We start from the raw sequence: 18,820 nt of genomic DNA on the forward strand, positions 1-18,820 counted from the left end.
CCTATATTCACACAACAGTACTATACTATTCTATACTATTTGGTTTACCTGTTGTATGGATGGTGACTGTAAACTATTAACCAAAATTTTGCCTTGTTGTTATGAAAAAGCACACACACCTCTCCCTGCCATTAAAAAAAATCTCCGTTAGTCTGACCTGCCTGGCCTTTGTTGCCAGCCTCGTGGCAACCACTTCTTCCTTCACAGATCCCGGCGAAACCGGTAATGGTAATTGCTGGAAAGCCGAAAGAGTCGTTTGCAATGGAACCACCACGACGACCACCTATAGTGGAGCAGCAGCTCCGTGGGCTGGTCCCGGCGACTATAACGGTAAAACGACTACCGACGCTTCGGGAAACATCACGGTCATCACCCTCGCTGCTACGCCTGTATGGGATCCTGCCACTTTTTCGTTCCGGTACAAAATCGAAAGCAGAGCAGTTACGGTAGTGACCAGTAGCAGATCAGATTGTTCACAAGGAGGCAATTCGACTTCCGATTGTCAGCCTACCGATTGTAATGGCCAATCTATCGGAACCCTCAAGGTTTGCGTTAAATAACTTTCCAGCGTTTAATACAGTATTCGGGTTTGTGCTCAGGTAACTGACTTGAGTTGTCATGCCCATGCTTAAAGTTTAAGGTATGCTTTTTCATTGTACTGTAATTGGTATGATCGTGGCGGCTATTGCCCTGACGGCCAGCCGCCACCTATCACACATTGCCCAGCCGTCAGACAAGTGTTGGAGCCGGACGAAAGTGTCCTGCGGAGGCGAAAGGAAGCGGAATTTGTTTCGTGAAGAAGTGGCTCCTGCTGTACCAGTTGCCGACCTGGCCAGGATTGATTCGTCGGGCGTGATCACGGAAGCGCAATTGTTGTCCGATACGGTTTTTCTGATCGTTAAAAAATATACGGTGTGGAGCGCCGATCCAACAACTAATAAGCTGGAAAGAAAAGTGAAGGCGATCGATAGCCTTGTTGAAAGGATAAGATGGGAATGTGAATATGTTGGCCCGGGTAAAGGCAACTGTTCATCCTGTCAGGTGACCGATTGCAATGGCCGGCCCGTAGGTGCGCCTAAAACCGGCGTACGCAACAATCGAAAATAGTACTCATGCTGTAAGGCACCGCTTCATCAGCCCATCGCGGGTACTGCCCACTTCCAATCCTACAAAGACTGTCTACCTGTTGTATTTCTATTCTATAGAAGTATAGCTATCTATTGTCCGTCTCCCCAACAATAAGCCATTCAAAAAAGCTACGTAGCGTGCTTTTTTTTCTTAACCATGCAATTTTAATTTATGACAAACAAAAAAACAAGTTCAACGCGACTAAAGAAAGTCGCCCTGGCTGTTTGCCTGCTTGCTGCCGGCACTGGTACCATTACCTCGCTTTCTTCTTTTACAGGTGATGGCGAATCCGGTGGAGGCAATTGCTGGAAAACAGAACAGCAAATGTGCAATGGTACCACCACTACTACCACCAATGGTGTAACCACACAAACAACGGTGACGGGTGGAAAGATTACGGGCCAGGTTACGGGCGGCGTTGCCAGCAATGCCAACGTTGGACAAACGGCCGGCGTCGTTATCACCTACAACCCGCAAACCAGTTCATGGACGACTACCAATCCGGGCACTACTACTGTAACGGTAACGAGCTGGAGAGCTGATTGCGCTTCTGGTGGCAATACAGGTTGCTTACCGACAGATTGCGACAAAAAAGGCATGGATTACAAACCTTGTAATTCATAAACCCCAATCACAACATTGTGCAAAGAGAAGAGCTATTGAACCCTTTAATAGCTCTCTCTTTGAATCCATATCGATTGGACGATACCATACCCCATTCATACAATGACCATGAGAAATAGTATCTTATTGTTCGTGTTGGGAGGCCTGCTGGCTTCCTGTGACCCCAATGTCCAGACCGGACCCATTGTCGATGCGAAGACTGCCACCATTTCGGTAGATAATGGTGCCATCACCGATTTTTCCAATATCGACACGTTGATCTCGTCCTTCTCTTATATCCCACTGGAAACAACAGACAGCAGCCTGCTGGGTAATATCAATGCCGTATTCCCCATTAAAAACAGGATCGTTGTCTTCGATAAATACAATGCAAAAAGCGTCTTCATCTTTTCTGATCAAGGGAAGTTTGTAGCTAAGCTATCCCCCTCCGGCGAAGGTCCCGGTGAGTTCAACAGCATCGGACGGTGTAAGGCCGATAGCGCCGGTATCGACATCTTCGATAACAGCCTGTCGAAGATGTTGCATTATGACCTCGATGGTCAGTTTTCGAAGGAGTATAAGGTAGCTCACTTCTACAAGACCAACTTCCTGAAGTATTCGGAGGGCAAATACCTCTTCTATAATGTCAACGAGCCTACTGCCGGCAACGAGGGATACAAATTGATTGCCTGGGACGCAGCACGCAATCAGTTGGAAAGATACTTTCTACCCATCGACCGGTCGCTGTCAATGACCGAATCCTATGTCGATGAATCACACTTTCAGGCTTCTCCCGAAGGGCCGGTATTTTTTGAGTTTTTCAATGACACGATTTACAATTTTGCTGCAGACTCGCTGAAACTGTCTGCCAGGTATATTCTCGATTTTAAAGATGATCCCTCGCCGGCCGGTTATGTAAACGATAAGAATATACGGGATAAGATGAAAGACGTGGAGAAAAATCAATACGCCGTTTTTGGATGCCGGTACCTGGAACTCAAAGATTACCTGTTTTTCAATTATATCTACAAAAAAGGGAACCGGTCTGTTATCTGGGACAAGAAACGGAAAGAGACTTTTTCCAATGCCAACTTTATTGTTAGCTCCAAGACCATGTTGCCTTGCGTCAACTGGTACAAAGGCGCTGCCGATAACCAGTTGCTGGTGAAGTTCGAGGCTGCGGAGCTGATCGCCTTGTATCGCCAACGTGTGCAGGAAGGCGCCACCAAAGCACTCCTATCGTCGCTGGAGCACGTGACAGCAGCCTTGAAAGAAGACGACAACCCGGTGTTGCTGGTGATCAACCTGAAAGGTTAAGTGCCGCTACGGCCGCGCGGCCTGTTTGAATCCTTCGTTATCATTACTCAATTGACTGTGTTATGCTTCCATCAAAGAAATCTCTGTTTTATCTATTGCTGATCGTTGCTGCTATTGGTGTAACTGTCGTAAACGGTGCTATCTACTTCAATAATAAAGGTAGCCACCCGGTGGGGCCGGATCAGCAACAGGCCGCTGCTGTGGTGACTGATCTGGAACGTAAGTACAACAGGCTGGCCATCCAGCATGCTGATCCGGTGGTGGAGGATGCAGTTACCTTATCTGACACTGCCACCGCCTATTCCCTGCCGGCTTTTTTTGACCGGTATATTCAGTCGCCCAGGATCATATTCCGTTATTCCGATATTGGCTGCACCCCCTGCGTCGATTCCTCCCTGTCGGTATTGCGGGCGATCGGTGATCAGATCGGACATGAGCAGATCCTCATTGTGCCCAGCTATGAGAACCGGCGGAACCTATTGATCTGGAAAAGGGTCAATAAGTTCGATTTCACGATCTTAAACGCTCCTTCCGGTAAGGTATTGCCGGCTGTGGATGCCTACAATATCCCTTATTTCTTTGTACTGACTCCCAAGAGTATGACGGCGCATCAATTGTTCTTCCCCATGAAGGAGAATACGTCCCGAACTGCTGATTATCTCCAGGCAGTCGTTGGCAGGTACATCAAGCAACCCAACCAGTAAGTATGTTTGCCATCAACTCCATACCCCGGGAAAACAAGCTAACGCCGGCAGCCGTGCTGGCTGTCGTGCTGCTCCTGTTTTGCGGGTATTACTACCAGGTGGAAAGTGTTTTTTCTTTCAACTACGAATTGACCCGCCACGAGCAATACGGGGTGGCTGTTGTTGTGCTCTCCGGTTGGACCTTGTGGTCTGTCATGCTGCTTTTTAAGAGGTCCCTGCCGGTTCCTCCACTATTGCCGTTGCTGTTGGGGTGTTTGCTGATAGGTTGGCTGTGTTGGTCCCGGTATTATTCGTTGGCCAACGAGTATTTTGTACAGGTAAGCTGCATCATCCTGTTGATGGGTATGGTGATCTACGCAGGACAACGCTTATTGCCCCTGATCGTTTGGCTTTTTGTGCTCGTCCTGTTGATCCAGATCGGCATCGCCTGTTTTCAAATGGGAGGCCTTGCCCTGGACATCCGAAGTTTTAACGTGCAGGGGAGCCTGCAGAACACGGGCATATTTTGCAATTACCTGGTCATACAGCTACCGTTTCTGTACTACCTTCTTTTTGTGGGCCCAGCAAGTACCGATAAGCCGCTCCGGCACCGGAAAGCAGCAGGCCTCGTTATCGCGAAGATCCTTGTCTTTTCCCTGGTGCTTTGTTTTACAACCTGGGTTGTCTGGAAGACGACTACCCGTACGGCCATGGTCATGCTGCTCGTCTGGCTGACAGGCCTGGTCATGAGCACCCTGGGGAAAACCATCAAGAGCAGGTTGAGCCGGTTGCCCAGGATCGTGATCGTTGCTGGCGCGGGCCTGATCCTGCTCTCGCTCATGGCGGCTGCACAGGTGCTGTTCAAAGCCAAAATGCTGTCTGCTGTTGGCCGGATGATGAAATTGGACATTGCGGCAGGGCATTGGAAGGATCATTTTCTAACAGGAACAGGTGTTGGACGGTTTACCTGGTATTACCCACAGTGGCAGTCACACTATTTTACGACCCACCCTACTTCACCCGATGCGTATTTTTTAAGTGCCGATGAAAGTTATATCCTGTTCAATGAGCCCATTCAATTGTTTCATACGATCGGGTTGGCCGGTATGATCGGTGTTGTTATGGGCCTGATCCTGTTTTTTAACAGCCGGTCGGCGAAACAGGCAAAGTTGTTGACGGCGGTAAAAATGACCATGGTATTGCTGCTGACAGGTAGCCTGTTTTCGTATCCCTTGCATGTAAACATCCTGCTGTTGCAGGGGGCCTGTTGCGTGGCCGCATCGGTGATCCTGCACGACGGGCGGTGGCGATGGCTCGATACCCTTTACGGAAGGGTACCGGTGCCTGTGGGTAAAGCCATCATCACCCTGGCAGTTGTAGCCGGCGGTTTTGCCACGTATACTGCGGGGCGCCAATGGCGGGCCGTCAACTGCTGGCAGCAGATCGGACAACAGGAACTGTCGCCTGCACAACGTGTGCAAACCTACGAATCCCTGCGTGCCTCCCTGCCCTGCAACGGGAAGTTCCTGACCAGCTATGGGATGTTTTTGTTGTCGCAACAAAAGGATGCGGCAAAAGCGATCCAGGTGCTGGAGGCTGCCAGCACTTACTTCATTTCCAAAAGGACCATCGAGCTGCTGGCGGAAGCGTATCGGCGAGATGGCCACCTCCGGGAAGCGATCACCCGGTATGAATGGCTGTCTGGTTATCTACCCAGCCGGTTTGCCATCAAATTCAGGTTGTTGAACCTGTATCACGAGGCCGGGGAGCGCGACAAGGCAACCGCGATTGCCCAACTGATACTGCGTATGCCAGTCAAGATTCCTTCCGATGAAGTAGACAGGATCAAAAGAGAAACAAGCCTGTTGTTAAGCACGCGCTAGCTTAAACGGCCAATGAACGACAAAAGAAACAACTCATTAATACTCCACCTTACCCTATCCGTGAGTAGTGGTTGGAGTATCCTAAAATAGATTGTGACATGTTTTTCCATTCCATCGTTACTACCCGCTCGAACCGGCGACAGCCTCTGCTTAGGTATTGTGTCGCCGTTTTGGCAGGGGGCTGCCTGGTGTCTTGTGGCGACTCCTTATCCTCACAGGGCGATACAGAGCTTCCCTTTCTAAAAAGTCAGCAGTCCGATACGTCGCGCACGATCGTCCATACCGTATTGGCCGGCGAAGCGCCTTTTAAATACCTGATCCGGTCTTCGGGGAAGATCCGGTCACTGCACGAAAGAATGATTGCATCGGAGGTGGGTGGTACGCTGCTGGCTTGTCATGCGGCTACGGGCAAGCGCGTAGCTGTGCAGGAGGTGCTTGTAAAGGTCGATCCCACTGTGATTCAATTCCGGCTCAACAAAGCCGAACTCAACCTGCTCAACAGCGAAAAGGAGTACGAAAGCCAGATATTGAGTTATGAGCGCCTGCTGAAAGATAAGCCGGCAGCGGAAGCGGAAAAGATCAGGCGGCAGTTGAAGATCCGCAGCGGCTTGTTGCCGGCAGAGCAAGAGATCAGCGAAGCGCAGTATGAGTTATCAAGGACGGTGATACGAGCACCTTTTGCCGGGGTCCTGTCCGATGTAACGGTGGAAGAAGGGCAGCGGGTCCGTCCGGATCAGCCGATGTTCCGGATCTATGATCCGCACCAGCTGGTGTTGGAGATCAAGGTGCTGGAGGCGGATGTTTTCTTGTTGACGATAGGTGCGCCGGCAGAGGTGGCACCGCTGGCAGACTCGTCCAAAAAGTACCGGGCCCGGGTGGCAGCAATCAATCCCTATATCGATGAGAACGGCATGGCCCTGGTAAGATTGGCGCTGACAGATGCTGGGGTGATCTATCCGGGCATGAACTGTACCGCCACGATCAAACTGTCTTCCAGCCGGTCGTTGACAGTACCGCGGGAAGCCATTGTGATGCACGATGACCGGCCGGTGGTTTTCAGCGTAGAGAAAGGATTGGCCCATTGGCACTATGTCACTACCGGGCGTTCCAATGGCAAAGAGGTGGAGATACTGGAAGGGTTGACACCGGGTATGAAGGTGATAACGACCAATAACCTGCAACTGGCGCACCTGGCTCCTGTACAAGAGGGGCAAAGGGACATGGATAAATGATCTCCTAAGTACAAACCCCACAGATGGTCAGATACCTCATCCGGCGGCCCATTGCAGTATTGATGCTCTTTGCAGCACTACTGATCACCGGGTTGTCGCTTATTCATAAGATACCTGTTTCCCTGTTGCCCAACATCGACGTTCCGCAGATGGTGGTGCAGGTGAACTATCCCAATACGGCGGCGGAGGTCATGGAGCAAAGTATCCTGGCGCCCATCCGCGAGGCGCTGGGTAATGCCGACAACCTGCGGTCTATAGAAAGCAAGGCAGCCAACCATATTGGTACCATCGAAATGACTTTCGAATATGGTACGGAAATGGACCTGGCCTACATTGCTGTCAATGAAAAGCTGGACCGCCTGTCTTCCTTCCTGCCGCGTGACATGCCAAGGCCCGAAGTGATGCGGGTCAATACGTCGGATATTCCCATCGTACGGGTGCAGGTGATTCCCAAAGCTGAAAAGCAGTTCCTGGAAGTGTCGCGGCTTACGGAAAAGATTTTGAAACGCCGCATCGAACAACTGGAAGGCGTTTCGCTGGTGGATATTAACGGGCTACGGCAACAGGTGATTACCGTTGTTCCGGACAAAGAAGCACTATCGGCCCTGAACCTGCACGAAGGTGACCTCTCCTATGCCATTCAGGCGGCCAATACGGAGTTAGGCGGACTGACCGTAAAAGATGGGCAATACAAATATTTTGTCAGGCTCGACAATGAACTTCGGAGTGAGTCGGATATTGCCGCCCTGCCCCTGGTATTGCGGGAAGGTACCGCAGTAGCCCTGGGCCGGATCGCGCAGGTAAAGACACAGGAGGAAGCCCCCACGGGTTACCATTTGTACAACGGAAAAGAAGGACTGGTCATTACCATTCAGAAGCAATCCTCCAGCCGCATGAACGAGCTGGTGCCGAAGGTAAAAGAGGCCGTTGAGCAGTTCCGGAGAGATTTTCCGCAGATAGAGTTTGGCGTGAGCCAGGATCAGTCTTTTCTGCTGGACGCAGGCATCAGCAACCTATGGCAGGATCTGCTGTACGGAGGCCTCCTCACCGTCGTGCTGTTGCTGCTTTTTCTGGGCAACTGGGCACCTGCCCTGCTGATGAGTATCAGCATACCCCTGTCGCTGATCATCACTTTTATTTTCTTTTACGTATTCAACATCTCTTTCAATATCATTTCGCTATCGGGGCTGGCCCTGGGCGTGGGCATGCTGATCGACAACTCCATTGTCGTGATCGACAACATCACCCGGAGAAGAAACCAGGGGTTGAGCATGCAGGAAAGCAGCGTGCAGGGAACCAATGAAGTGATAGCCCCTGTGATCAGCCAGGTGCTGACAACCGTTGCTGTATACGCGCCCCTCCTATTGCTGAGCGGCATGGCGGGTTCGTTGGTCTATGACCAGGCGATTGGCCTCACCATTTGCCTGTGTGTATCGTTGCTCGTCGCATTTATCCTGGCTCCCTTGCTGTATACGCTGTTGGTAAAGCGGGTGAAGGCAGGGAATGAGGATACCCGGTTTTATACGTGGGTCGCCAAAGGGTATCACCGGATGGTACATCATATACTGCGGCATAAGTTGCCTTATCTGCTGGTTACCGTTTTCGTCATGTGCGCCGGTATCGGGCTGTCGACCCTGATCCCCGTCAGTGCCTTGCCCAGGTTGGAGAAAAAGGAGAGCCTCGTCCTCATCGATTGGAACGCACCCGTCGATGCACCCGAAAACCTGCGGCGGATAAAGGAATTACTGGCTGATGTTGGTAAAGACATGCAGGAGTCGGAAGCCGATGTTGGCATCAGGCAGTTTATGCTGCAGCATACCGACAACAGCATACAGCGGGGCGAACTGTACTACAGCTGTAGGGAGGAAGCCTTGAAAGCCACGACGGACCAACGGGTGAAAGCGTGGATGAGCCGTCACTACCCTGCGGCCAGCCTGGAAATTGTCGACGCTCCCAATGCATTTACCCAGTTGTTTGCGTCTACGGCAGACCATTACCTGGAAGCCCGTTTTAAAATGATCAGGTCTGCCGATCCATCGGAGGCGGGCGAAAAGCTGAAAAAGGCATTGCGTCGATTCGATCCTAAAGACTATGTCCTGGGTATGGGTTTTATCCGGGAGCCCAGTGTGACTGTGGTACTCAACTACGAAAGCATGAAGGTATATGGTGTGAACAGGGGGCAGATCGAGGATGCCTTGCGGCAACAATTTGGTGTGTACACCATCTCTCAGTTGAAAAGATATGGCGATGTGCAGGCCATTCGACTACAGGCAGACAGGCCGTCCCTGCAGGATAAATTATCGGTGGGCGTAAGAAGCAATAGCGGCACAGCTTATCCGCTGAGCCTGTTTGTGGCAATGATCACGGAGCACAAACCCAAATACATTACGGCCGATCGTTCCGGGGTATTCCAGTCTGTCGTGTTCGATCAAAACAGCGACAGGGCCGGGTTCGACAAGGAGATCCGGCAACTGGCGTTGGAGGCCGGTTATTCGGTGACCTTGCGCGGTCAGTATTTTGAGAACCAACAGCAGGTAACGCAACTGTGGTGGATCTTCCTGGTGGTGTTGTTACTGCTGTATGTCATCCTCGCAGTACAATATGAGAGCCTCGTGCAACCATTGATCGTCATGCTGACCATACCGCTGGGCGTGGCCGGTGGTTTATTCTTGCTGTGGGTAACCGGTGGCACCCTCGATGTGATGGCCGCTATTGGGTTTATTGTCATCCTGGGATTGATCGTCGATGACCCGATCCTGAAAATTGAAACATTGAACAGGTTGGAGAAACGATACCGCGCTGCGGGGCTCCCTATCGATCAACAGCTGATGGAGCAAATGATCCACGAAGCCGGTGATATTTGTCTGAAACCGCTGCTGATGGTGTCATTGACCACCAGTATTGCGCTTGTGCCCGTACTGTTTGTATCCGGCATCGGGAATGACCTGCAGAAGCCTCTGGCCATTGTCATCATTGGCGGGTTGACGATCGGTACTTTTTTCACGACCTGGTTCATCCCGATTGCTTACTGGTACATTACCGTGAGGAGTAAAAAAAAGAATAAAGCCTGACTTATGCATTTCATCTCTGCGAGAACATTGTTATTGTGGCTGCTGTTGCTGTCCGGGACGCGGCTGCTGGCGCAGCGGCCCGCTGTCTATTCGTTGAACGATATCATTTCCCGGGCGCAAATGCAATCGTACAGCTACAAATTGGCGGCCACGCAAAAGGAGATCAGCTTTTACCGGTTTCGCACTTTCAGCAGCGAATTTAAACCGCAGGTCTCGCTCTATGGCAATGCACCTGTATACAACAAAGAGTATTATGCCGTGCGTCAGCCCGATGGGGCGATCAGTTACCAGTTGATCGAACAAAGCAACAACAACATCGGACTGGGCATCAGCCAGCGGTTGCCTTTCTCCGGGGGTACCATTTCGCTGAACACCGACTTGTCGAGGTTTGATAATTTCCAGACCAAAACAAAACAGTACAGTGGCACACCGGTGTATTTGCAGCTGAATCAACCACTGTTTGCCGTCAACGAATTGAAGTGGAACCGGCTGATCGAAACGCTGAAATTCGATGAGTCGCAGAAACAATTTGCCTTCGACCGGGAGCAAATCGCCCAGGTGGCCGTAGGACTTTTCTTCGGCATCCTGGAGGCGCAAAACAATATCGACATCGCCACCACCAATCTGCTGGTAGCCCAGGAGAATTACGAGATCGAAAAGAAGCGCGTCAACCTGGGCACTACTTCCGAAGACCGGTTGCTGCAACTGGAGTTACAGATGCTGAGAAGTAAGCAGGATCTGGAGAGGGCCAAATACGATCACACGATCGCCCAGCTGAACCTGAACATGTACATCGGGATCAAGGAAGAAAAGATCCTGTTGATAGAGCCCGTACAATCAAAGAAGTTGTCCATCGATCTGGCAGAAGCGACCAGTCATGCGAAAAAGAACAGGCCCGAATTCATTGCCTTTCAACGAAGGACTCGCGAGGCCCAACGGGATGTGGCCGTAGCCAGGGCTGCCACCCAGCAGGTCAACCTCACAGCGAGTTATGGTCTTTCTCATATTGGCACGCAGGTGGGCGACGTATACCAAAATCCCAACAACCAGCAACGGCTCAGCATCGGCTTTAATATCCCCCTGGTAGACTGGGGCCGGCGGAAAGCCCGGTACCATACTGCCAGGGCATTGGAAAAACTGACCGCTACCAGCAATGAATTTGAAGAGGCGAATATCTTTCAGGCCATCGAGATCCTCATCAACAATATGACCCTGCTGGAGTCAAACATCGATCTGGCCAGGAAGACCGATTCTGTGGCACACCGGCGGTACATCCTGGCCAATGACCTGTACCAGATCGGGAAGTTGTCTGTCACCGATCTCAGTTTTGCCCAGTCGGAAAAAGACAACAGCAGAAGGAATTACATCAATGCGCTACGGGCCTTTTGGGATTGTTACTACCAGCTTCGCAAGCAGACCTTGTATGATTTTGAAAAACACGAATCGTTGTTGAGAACCAGTACCCCGGACAATACGAATTGAAACGATCCACATCCACTAAAACAATTGTGATGAAAGTGCGAACACTTATCCTCCCTAAACGGCTTTGTTGGCTTCCCCTGCTGGTGCTATTGGCGGGCTGTGCCCACCATGCCACGGCACCCAACAGGGATTACCACGATATCCTGGACCGGGTCAGTAAAGAATACGGCATCCATGACATCTCGTACCTGATCACCCAAAACGGCCGGGTGGCTGCGGAGCAATTCTCTTCTTCCCTACTTGATTTTTCGCCGGCAACCAACAGCGCCATTGCTGCCATTTTTTGCAATCCCCTAAAGCTGGATGTATTGGTCAAAGACTCCATCCTGCCCGGCGATAGTGCCTTGAAGAAGTATTTCCACTCCATCGATAACAAAGGGATACAAGTGAAAGACCTGGTCGTTGTGCCTGCCGACAATTATGAACCGCAACGGTTCTGCGCCGATTCCGTTTATTGGATGACGGACCGGTTGGTACAGGCAGTAGCGAAAAAGGATCAGTATGCCAATGCGTTTATGGGCGCCCTGGACCAGGCAACTGCCCACCTGCAGGGCCACCAATCGCTGCTGGAATCGCTGGCGCAGGTATCCCGGCTATTTGATGAAAAATACATCGAGTATTTCTATAAGGCGGATAGCCTGGTGGCCAACCTCTTCCCTACCTGGTATACGGAGAACAAAACTTTTTTTTACGGTTGGAAGATCCTGAAGATCCAACACAGTACGATCCTCTGGAATTGCTTTGTCGATCAGGAGCGGACGCTGTTGCTCATGAAATTCATGGACAAGAAGGTTTTTGCGGCCATTCAATATACAGCGAAGCCTGTACCTGACCCCTACAGTTACCACCGGGATGATCTGCTGCAATCACCCATCGCGTTGGCCCTGATAAAACCATTGCTGGTTCCGCAGGCACAGCAACTCGATATAGACTATACGGCCGCCTGGAGCACGATTGCTGAAAACAGGAAAGTAATCGACAACAGCGCCTACCGGCTGTTGTACAACAAAGAGTTGATCGCCCGCGCACGATACGATGAAGCGGTCGGTGATAGTGCCAACGCCAGAAAACTCTATGCCGGATATGAAATGCTTACCGGGGGTAGCTCGCTGGCTGCCTATCTCAATGAAGTGCCGATTGCAGAAACCGGGTACATCTCGGATCGCCTCAATACCACTGCCGCTTTTTCCATTGACAAGGATGGCAATTACCAGGTATTTGCGGGCGGGCAGGTGTTACCTGTCACTGATCAATACAACGCCCCTTACAATGCAGACCATGTTCAGCTGTATTTCAGCCAGGACGATCATGTCAAAGCCGGCCAAGATCCATTGCAGGTCTTCCATTTCAACTACCGGTACAACAAGATTGCCGGTATGCAGGACGATCGGCATGCCGATAGCTGGATAAAGGCATCCAATATACGGTTTGCCTACGGCGATCCGGACGATACCTCGTATGTGCTGGAGATAGCCATTCCCTGGTATGAAATGCCGGGGAAGAAAAAGTTCAACCAGCGACCGGTAAGGTTAAACGTCTTGCTGGGCGACTGTGACTATGAAGAAAACAAACGGGAAAGCATTTTGTCCTGGGCCACCAAGCCGGGTGAGCGTTGGGACGATCCCGCCACCTATGGGGTGTTGTCCTTTGCGGCGCATCCCGCAGCCGTCAGGAAGGGCTATGCCAGCAGGCTGGTATCGCATCCCCCGGTAATCGACGGGCAGATCGACGACGTTTGGGACCAGGTTACTTATTCCGGTATCGAATGGCCCTACCAGGACCGGGTCAGTGCGTACGATCATGCCGGTAAATTCAAGTCGTTGTATGATGAATCGTACGTGTATTTCCTTTTTTATGTAGGCGACAATTGCAAAAACAAGACAGGCGTCATCACCAAAGACAAATGCTGGATTGAAGAGGCCGCCACCAACCAGTTGATCTGGAAGATGCCAGCGGATACGACCCGCTACGCACCTTCTTACAGCATGGAAGCGAAAATCTACCTGAAAGCAGGAAAATACAAATTACGGTACTATTCCGATAAGGGCCACTCCACGGAAGGATGGTACGCTGCTCCTCCACAGCACGATGTGTATGGCGGAATCATTTATCCACTTAAAAAATAACTACTGGTTATGCTACACAACAAAACATTACTTGTGGTGATGGCTGGCCTGCTCGCAGGTGCATTGATGTTGGCGGTTGCTGCCCGTGGTCCGCGTCATGAACAGGACCTGGAAAAAGCGTTGGCATTTGCCGGTAAGAACCGGGGCGAACTGGAAAAAGTGTTGGACCATTACAAAGCGCCCAAAGACAGCCTGAAGCTGGAAGCAGCCAGGTTCCTCATCCGCCATATGCCGTACCATGTTGGGTATTATGGTACGGAAGTAAACAATTACGCCAGCATATTTGCCGCGATAGACACCCTGTCGTATTTGAAAGAGAGCTTGTCCTTTGCAGACAAGAAGGCTATTGGCGAGGCTGTCGTGAGCCGGTTTGGCTGGCCACAGGTAGATAACCTGCAGCCGCAATACGACAGCAGGATCTTATCGGCTTCGTACCTGATCAGTAATATTGAATTTGCTGTCAGGGCCTGGAAAGGCGCTCCCTGGGCCGATAAGGTACCTTTTGCTGTTTTTTGTGAGTATATCCTCCCCTACCGGATCAAGGCAGAACGGGCTGAGTATTGGCGTCCGGAATTTTACCAGCGCTATACAGGTTGGGCAAAGAACAATTATGAACCACGCAATGCCCGGTCGGTGTTCGATGACCTGAACTGGAAGCTGAACACCGAAACGAGTTTCAATGTGTTTTTTGACAAGTACTACCCTTTCGACCAAAGCATTGGCGACGTAGAAAAAGGGAGGATCGGTAGTTGTGAGATCACGGCTTATTTTGCCACCAGTGCCATGCGCGCGGCGGGGTTGCCGGTAGGATATGATTATATCATGCATTGGGGCAGTACCAATAGCCGGCACTATATGCCACACCTGGTGGGTAAGTTTGACTCCCTGCGGTTGATCACCAATGAGAATGTACAGGAGAACACCTGGCACCTGGTCGATTTTTCTTCCGAATTCAACGAGCATCGCCACCAGTTTACCCCCGAAGAAATGCCACCGGGCTTATACGTTCAAAATGTGCGTACCATTCCCAAAGTATACCGCTACCAGTATTCGCAAAACGTTGAGCTGGTCGAGATGAACAAAAATACCCCAGCGTCATTTGTCTGTCCGGAGTTTACCAAAACCAATTTCAAAGACGTAACCGATGAATATGTTACCACTACCACCGTCACCATCCCGGTGACCGAAGCGATGGCTCAATATAAACTCGCTTACCTGACGGTTTTCGATATCAGCGGTTGGCAGGCAGTAGCGGTGGCCCCCATAACAGCGGGAAAAGCGGTATTTGAGAAGCTGGGAAGACAGACGATGTATTTACCTACGGTGTACCACGAAGGAAAGCATTGGCCGGCTGGTGCCCCCTTCTACATCGATGCTGCCAGCCAGGTGCACCAGGTGAAGGCCAGCAACAAGACCACCGATATGCGGGTGCTGCGGAAATATCCATTGTATACCTACACGGCCTATCATTCCGAGATTTTGAAAGGAGGGCATTTTGAAGGCGCCAATGATGCGGTGTTCACGCATCCGACAGTATTGCACCGGATTGCCAACTACCCGTTTTTTGTGAATGAGGTGAGCAGTGCCAGTAAGGATCGGTTCCGGTACCTGCGGTATGTGGCTGCTCCGGAGGCCAATTTCGAACCGGATAATATTGCCGAAGTTCAGTTCATCGGGGTGGATGGCAAGCCGTTGACAGGGCAGGTCATCGGCATGGACGGCATTGCCGGGCACGAGCCTGCGAAGGCGTTTGATGGCGACCTGAATTCTTATTACCAGAATGCACGGAACAGAGACGGGTGGATTGGTATTGACCTGGGTCCTGGTAAACGGGCAGCTGTGGGGTCTATCAGGTTTTGTCCGCGCAACGATACCAATGGTATTCTGCCAGACAGTCAGTATGAATTGTTTTACTGGAATGGTACAGACTGGATTTCATTGGGGGTAGCTGCCTCGGGTCAATACAGGCTTGATTACAAAGGAGTACCTGCTGGCGCGTTGTTTTGGCTCAAATGCCTGACGGGTGGACAGGAAGAGCGCATTTTTACCTACGAAAATGGCCTGCAAACCTGGTGGTAACCTTCACCACGTTGAGCGGGATAAACTACTGACTATGTCGCCGAAGAGATGGATGATGGTATATGTTGCGCTGGTGATGGTGGCTGGTTTCTTTTTGTCGGATCTGTATGTGCAGGCCGACTCGAAGGAACGGTCAACGGCGTTAACGGTTTCTTTTTCTTTTCCCAACAGTACACCCGAGGTAGTGGAAGGTGTCACTGCAATCATCGAGAACGCCTGTTCACAACTCCGCGAATTGAAGCACATCAGTTCCACCTCCAGCTATCATGGCGGTTTTGTTCAATTGTATTTCGATCCATCGGCGAAGATGGCTTTTAAACGACTGGAATTGGCCACGCTGATACGACGTATTTACCGGCAACTGCCGGCAGGGGTCAGTTTTCCCTACATCGGTGGCGGAGAAACCGATCGCACAGCCATGCCAATACTGGTGTATGCGATTCATGCGCAGCTACCACCGCAGCTGATCCGGGAAGAAAGTGAAACAATTTTTCGCAAGGCTTTTGCTGACCTGAAGGGTGTTAAGGACGTGACGGTTTCCGGTGTCGATGAGGTGCAAATGGTCATACAGTTTGACCGGGAAAAATGCCTTGCCTGGCATGTCAGCCCTAACGACATACTGCCTTCGCTCAACAGTTTTTTCGGAGCATCCTATCCGGGTTACCTCACCCGGGACAACCATGAACAGTATTTTCTACGGGTGCCGGCACCCAAAGCGGATATCGGTGCGATAGAACAAATCACAATCCCTTCCGGCAGGAATAGCCGGTTGTTGCTGAAGGATATTGCCGGGGTGTACCTGCAGCGGGCGGAACCCCAGTCCTATTTTCGCATCAACGGTAAAAATGTGGTGCGGCTGTCTGTATACCCGGCGAAAGACGTGAACAAGGTGGCGTTGGCCGGTAACGCCCAGGTGGTGATGGAGAAAGCCACCCAACTACTGCCGAAGGGATTTGCGGTAAGCCTTGAATACGATGATACGTCCTTTCTTAGCGCCGCTACGGACAAAAGCTATGGGCGACTGTTGGGGTCGCTGGTGTTGCTGGTGATGTGGCTGGCGATCGCTTACCGCGACTGGCGGATGGTCGTGCACTTATTGGCCGGGCTACTCCTGACGTTTTCGCTGACGGTGATTATCGCCCGTTTGCTGGGCGCTACGATCCATTTGTATACAATGGGGGGCATTGCGGTGGCCGTCGCTATTGTTATGGACAATGGGATCCTCATGCTCGACTACTATCGAACAAGGCAGGACCGCAGGATGTTCCTGGCCATGTGTGGCGCCAGTTTGATCTCCATTTTTGCGCTGTGGCTGGTGGGTGGCTACCTAAGCAATGACGAGGCCACTGGCGGCGACTTTCCGGTGATCGTCATTATTTCCCTGGTGGCTTCGTTGATCACGGCCGTTTGGTGTACGCCGGCGCTTTGCACCTTGTTGCGCATAACAGCAGCTCCCCGTTTGCGTATTGCAGTAACACATCGCCACCGCTTGCTGCCATTCGTGGAGCGATGTTACCAGCGCATGCTGCCCTGGCTGGTGCGGTACCGGAAACTTTTTATCGTGGGGCTCGTGCTGTTGTTTGGCACTCCGGTCTTCCTGTTGCCCGACCAGTGGAGGGGAACGGCATGGTATCATAAGGCCTACAATCATACGCTCGGTAATGCCTATTACCTGGAACACGTCCGTCCGGCCATCGACAAATGCCTGGGTGGTACACTACGTTTGTTTGTGGAGCAGGTATACAACAAAAGCAGTGTGCGGGATCTGCGTAAAACAAAACTGTATCTGCAGGCGGAATTGCCCATCGGCAGTACGCCGGCTCAAATGAACCGGCTATTGAAAGATTTCGAAGAGTACCTGTCAACGGTATCCGGGGTAGATCAATTCATCACGAACGTTTATTCCGGGCAATTTGGGTTTATCGAGATCTCTTTTACAGCGCATGCCGGCCATAGCAGTTTGCCCTATCAGTTGAAGGCAAAGCTGATTGGCCGGTCTCTGAACTGGGGTGGTGTAAAATGGAGTATCTATGGCATTGGCCAGGGATTCAGCAATGGTGGAGAGGCGGAAACCCCCAATTTTAAGGTGGTGATGAAGGGATACAACTACGACGAATTGGAAAAGCAGGCGATACGCCTGGCCGATAAGCTGAAAGAGCAGCGGCGGGTACAGGCCATCAACATCAACGAACGGATCAATCACGGCGAAAAGCCCAGCAACGAGTATCGCTTGTACCTGGATGCAGGCAGGCTGGCGTTGGTTGGGGTGGATAAAGCCGGCGTACTGAATGCGATCAGGAGTGCATCAGCACCCACACAGACTGCCGGAGGGGTGTACATCAACCGTACCTATTACCCGGTCCTTATCAAAGAGCAATCGTCGGGAACCTTTTCCAATTACGACCTGTTGTTTGCCAACCAGGCGGTAGATTCCAATCACCTACTCCGTTTGAACAGCGTGGGGTCATTGGTCTTTACGCCGGCTGTCAACAGTATCTATAAGGAAGGGAGGCAGTATGTACGGGTCGTCAGTTTCGAATACCTGGGCTTATCGGAAGCAGGGCGGTATTTTTTAGCGGCAAAGCTGGAAGCCATGAAAGCGGGAATGCCGGTAGGTTATACAGCCGTGTACAAAGAATATGATGGCGGCTGGGAATGGGGGGGCAACAACAAGATCGTATGGGTAGCCTTGCTGTTGGTCGCCGTTTTTTTCATCACCAGCATTGTTTTTGAAAGCCTGCGAAAGCCACTGTACGTGATCGCTATTATACCGGTTTCTTTTATCGGGTTGTTCCTTACTTACTATTGGGGCGACTTTTACCTGGACCAGGGAGGCTACGCGGCTTTTATCTTGTTGGGCAGCCTGGTTGCCGGATCTTCCATTTTTATCATCAATGACCTGGCTATACTTCGACAAACCTCGGACGAAGCATACAGCCGGTTATTGATCAGGACCCTGGTGGCCCGTTCGGAAACCATGTTCGTGACGAGGCTGGCGGTATGTGTCAGCATGGTACCATTTTTATTGGAAGGGTCCAGCAGCGTATTCTGGTTTTCTTTCGCCGTGGGGGCCATCGGTGGCTTGTTGTTTTCGCTGTTTTCAATACTTGTCGTACTGCCGGTGCTGTTATGGCGAAAAGGTGAAGCTTTGGCTGCACCTGATGCCATCCACGCCGTGGCGCCAAAACAAGAAGCCTGACCCAGGGGATGCCGGGA

At 51.3% G+C, this 18,820-nt stretch carries 12 protein-coding genes; all 12 read left to right on the top strand.

What is annotated here, in order from left to right; genetic code table 11:
- The first annotated feature begins 101 nt into the window (after positions 1–101).
- Positions 102–560 carry a hypothetical protein gene (locus tag P2W70_RS15290; RefSeq protein WP_276482356.1) on the top strand — a complete coding sequence of 153 codons (459 nt, stop codon included), beginning with the start codon at positions 102–104 and terminating at the stop codon, positions 558–560.
- 82 nt (positions 561–642) lie between these two features.
- Positions 643–1,107 (top strand): hypothetical protein, encoded by a 465-nt coding sequence (locus P2W70_RS15295; protein WP_276482357.1) that lies wholly within the window; start codon positions 643–645, stop codon positions 1,105–1,107.
- A gap of 192 nt (positions 1,108–1,299) precedes the next feature.
- Positions 1,300–1,752, top strand: coding sequence for a hypothetical protein (locus P2W70_RS15300; RefSeq protein ID WP_276482358.1), 453 nt, complete (start codon positions 1,300–1,302; stop codon positions 1,750–1,752).
- A 108-nt stretch (positions 1,753–1,860) separates the two neighbouring features.
- Positions 1,861–3,048: a 6-bladed beta-propeller gene (locus P2W70_RS15305; protein WP_276482359.1), complete on the top strand. Its 1,188-nt coding sequence runs from the start codon at positions 1,861–1,863 to the stop codon at positions 3,046–3,048.
- A 62-nt stretch (positions 3,049–3,110) separates the two neighbouring features.
- Entirely contained in the window at positions 3,111–3,752 is a 642-nt protein-coding gene (locus tag P2W70_RS15310) for a hypothetical protein (RefSeq protein ID WP_276482360.1), read from the top strand.
- Positions 3,753–3,754: 2 nt separating this feature from the next.
- Positions 3,755–5,614 (top strand): tetratricopeptide repeat protein, encoded by a 1,860-nt coding sequence (locus P2W70_RS15315; RefSeq protein ID WP_276482361.1) that lies wholly within the window; start codon positions 3,755–3,757, stop codon positions 5,612–5,614.
- Between the two features lie 98 nt (positions 5,615–5,712).
- Positions 5,713–6,846 carry an efflux RND transporter periplasmic adaptor subunit gene (locus P2W70_RS15320; protein WP_276482362.1) on the top strand — a complete coding sequence of 378 codons (1,134 nt, stop codon included), beginning with the start codon at positions 5,713–5,715 and terminating at the stop codon, positions 6,844–6,846.
- Positions 6,847–6,869: 23 nt separating this feature from the next.
- A complete protein-coding gene (locus tag P2W70_RS15325; protein ID WP_276482363.1) occupies positions 6,870–9,917 on the top strand; it encodes an efflux RND transporter permease subunit in 3,048 nt (1,015 codons plus the stop codon).
- A gap of 3 nt (positions 9,918–9,920) precedes the next feature.
- On the top strand, positions 9,921–11,399 hold the full coding sequence (locus P2W70_RS15330) for a TolC family protein (protein WP_276482364.1): 1,479 nt from the start codon (positions 9,921–9,923) through the stop codon (positions 11,397–11,399).
- A gap of 29 nt (positions 11,400–11,428) precedes the next feature.
- Positions 11,429–13,525, top strand: coding sequence for a sugar-binding protein (locus tag P2W70_RS15335; protein WP_276482365.1), 2,097 nt, complete (start codon positions 11,429–11,431; stop codon positions 13,523–13,525).
- A gap of 9 nt (positions 13,526–13,534) precedes the next feature.
- Positions 13,535–15,604: a discoidin domain-containing protein gene (locus P2W70_RS15340; RefSeq protein WP_276482366.1), complete on the top strand. Its 2,070-nt coding sequence runs from the start codon at positions 13,535–13,537 to the stop codon at positions 15,602–15,604.
- Positions 15,605–15,638: 34 nt separating this feature from the next.
- Entirely contained in the window at positions 15,639–18,803 is a 3,165-nt protein-coding gene (locus P2W70_RS15345; RefSeq protein WP_276482367.1) for an efflux RND transporter permease subunit, read from the top strand.
- The last annotated feature ends 17 nt before the right edge of the window (positions 18,804–18,820 follow it).

The sequence above is a fragment of the Paraflavitalea pollutisoli genome, assembly GCF_029360705.1.
In the GTDB taxonomy this organism is placed as follows: domain Bacteria; phylum Bacteroidota; class Bacteroidia; order Chitinophagales; family Chitinophagaceae; genus Paraflavitalea; species Paraflavitalea pollutisoli.

Bases quoted from the DNA above. Each gene is read 5' to 3' on its own strand.
- P2W70_RS15290 (WP_276482356.1), top strand. From the start codon at position 102: ATGAAAAAGCACACACACCTCTCCCTGCCATTAAAAAAAATCTCCGTT.
- P2W70_RS15295 (WP_276482357.1), top strand. From the start codon at position 643: ATGCTTTTTCATTGTACTGTAATTGGTATGATCGTGGCGGCTATTGCC.
- P2W70_RS15300 (WP_276482358.1), top strand. From the start codon at position 1,300: ATGACAAACAAAAAAACAAGTTCAACGCGACTAAAGAAAGTCGCCCTG.
- P2W70_RS15305 (WP_276482359.1), top strand. From the start codon at position 1,861: ATGAGAAATAGTATCTTATTGTTCGTGTTGGGAGGCCTGCTGGCTTCC.
- P2W70_RS15310 (WP_276482360.1), top strand. From the start codon at position 3,111: ATGCTTCCATCAAAGAAATCTCTGTTTTATCTATTGCTGATCGTTGCT.
- P2W70_RS15315 (WP_276482361.1), top strand. From the start codon at position 3,755: ATGTTTGCCATCAACTCCATACCCCGGGAAAACAAGCTAACGCCGGCA.
- P2W70_RS15320 (WP_276482362.1), top strand. From the start codon at position 5,713: ATGTTTTTCCATTCCATCGTTACTACCCGCTCGAACCGGCGACAGCCT.
- P2W70_RS15325 (WP_276482363.1), top strand. From the start codon at position 6,870: ATGGTCAGATACCTCATCCGGCGGCCCATTGCAGTATTGATGCTCTTT.
- P2W70_RS15330 (WP_276482364.1), top strand. From the start codon at position 9,921: ATGCATTTCATCTCTGCGAGAACATTGTTATTGTGGCTGCTGTTGCTG.
- P2W70_RS15335 (WP_276482365.1), top strand. From the start codon at position 11,429: ATGAAAGTGCGAACACTTATCCTCCCTAAACGGCTTTGTTGGCTTCCC.
- P2W70_RS15340 (WP_276482366.1), top strand. From the start codon at position 13,535: ATGCTACACAACAAAACATTACTTGTGGTGATGGCTGGCCTGCTCGCA.
- P2W70_RS15345 (WP_276482367.1), top strand. From the start codon at position 15,639: ATGTCGCCGAAGAGATGGATGATGGTATATGTTGCGCTGGTGATGGTG.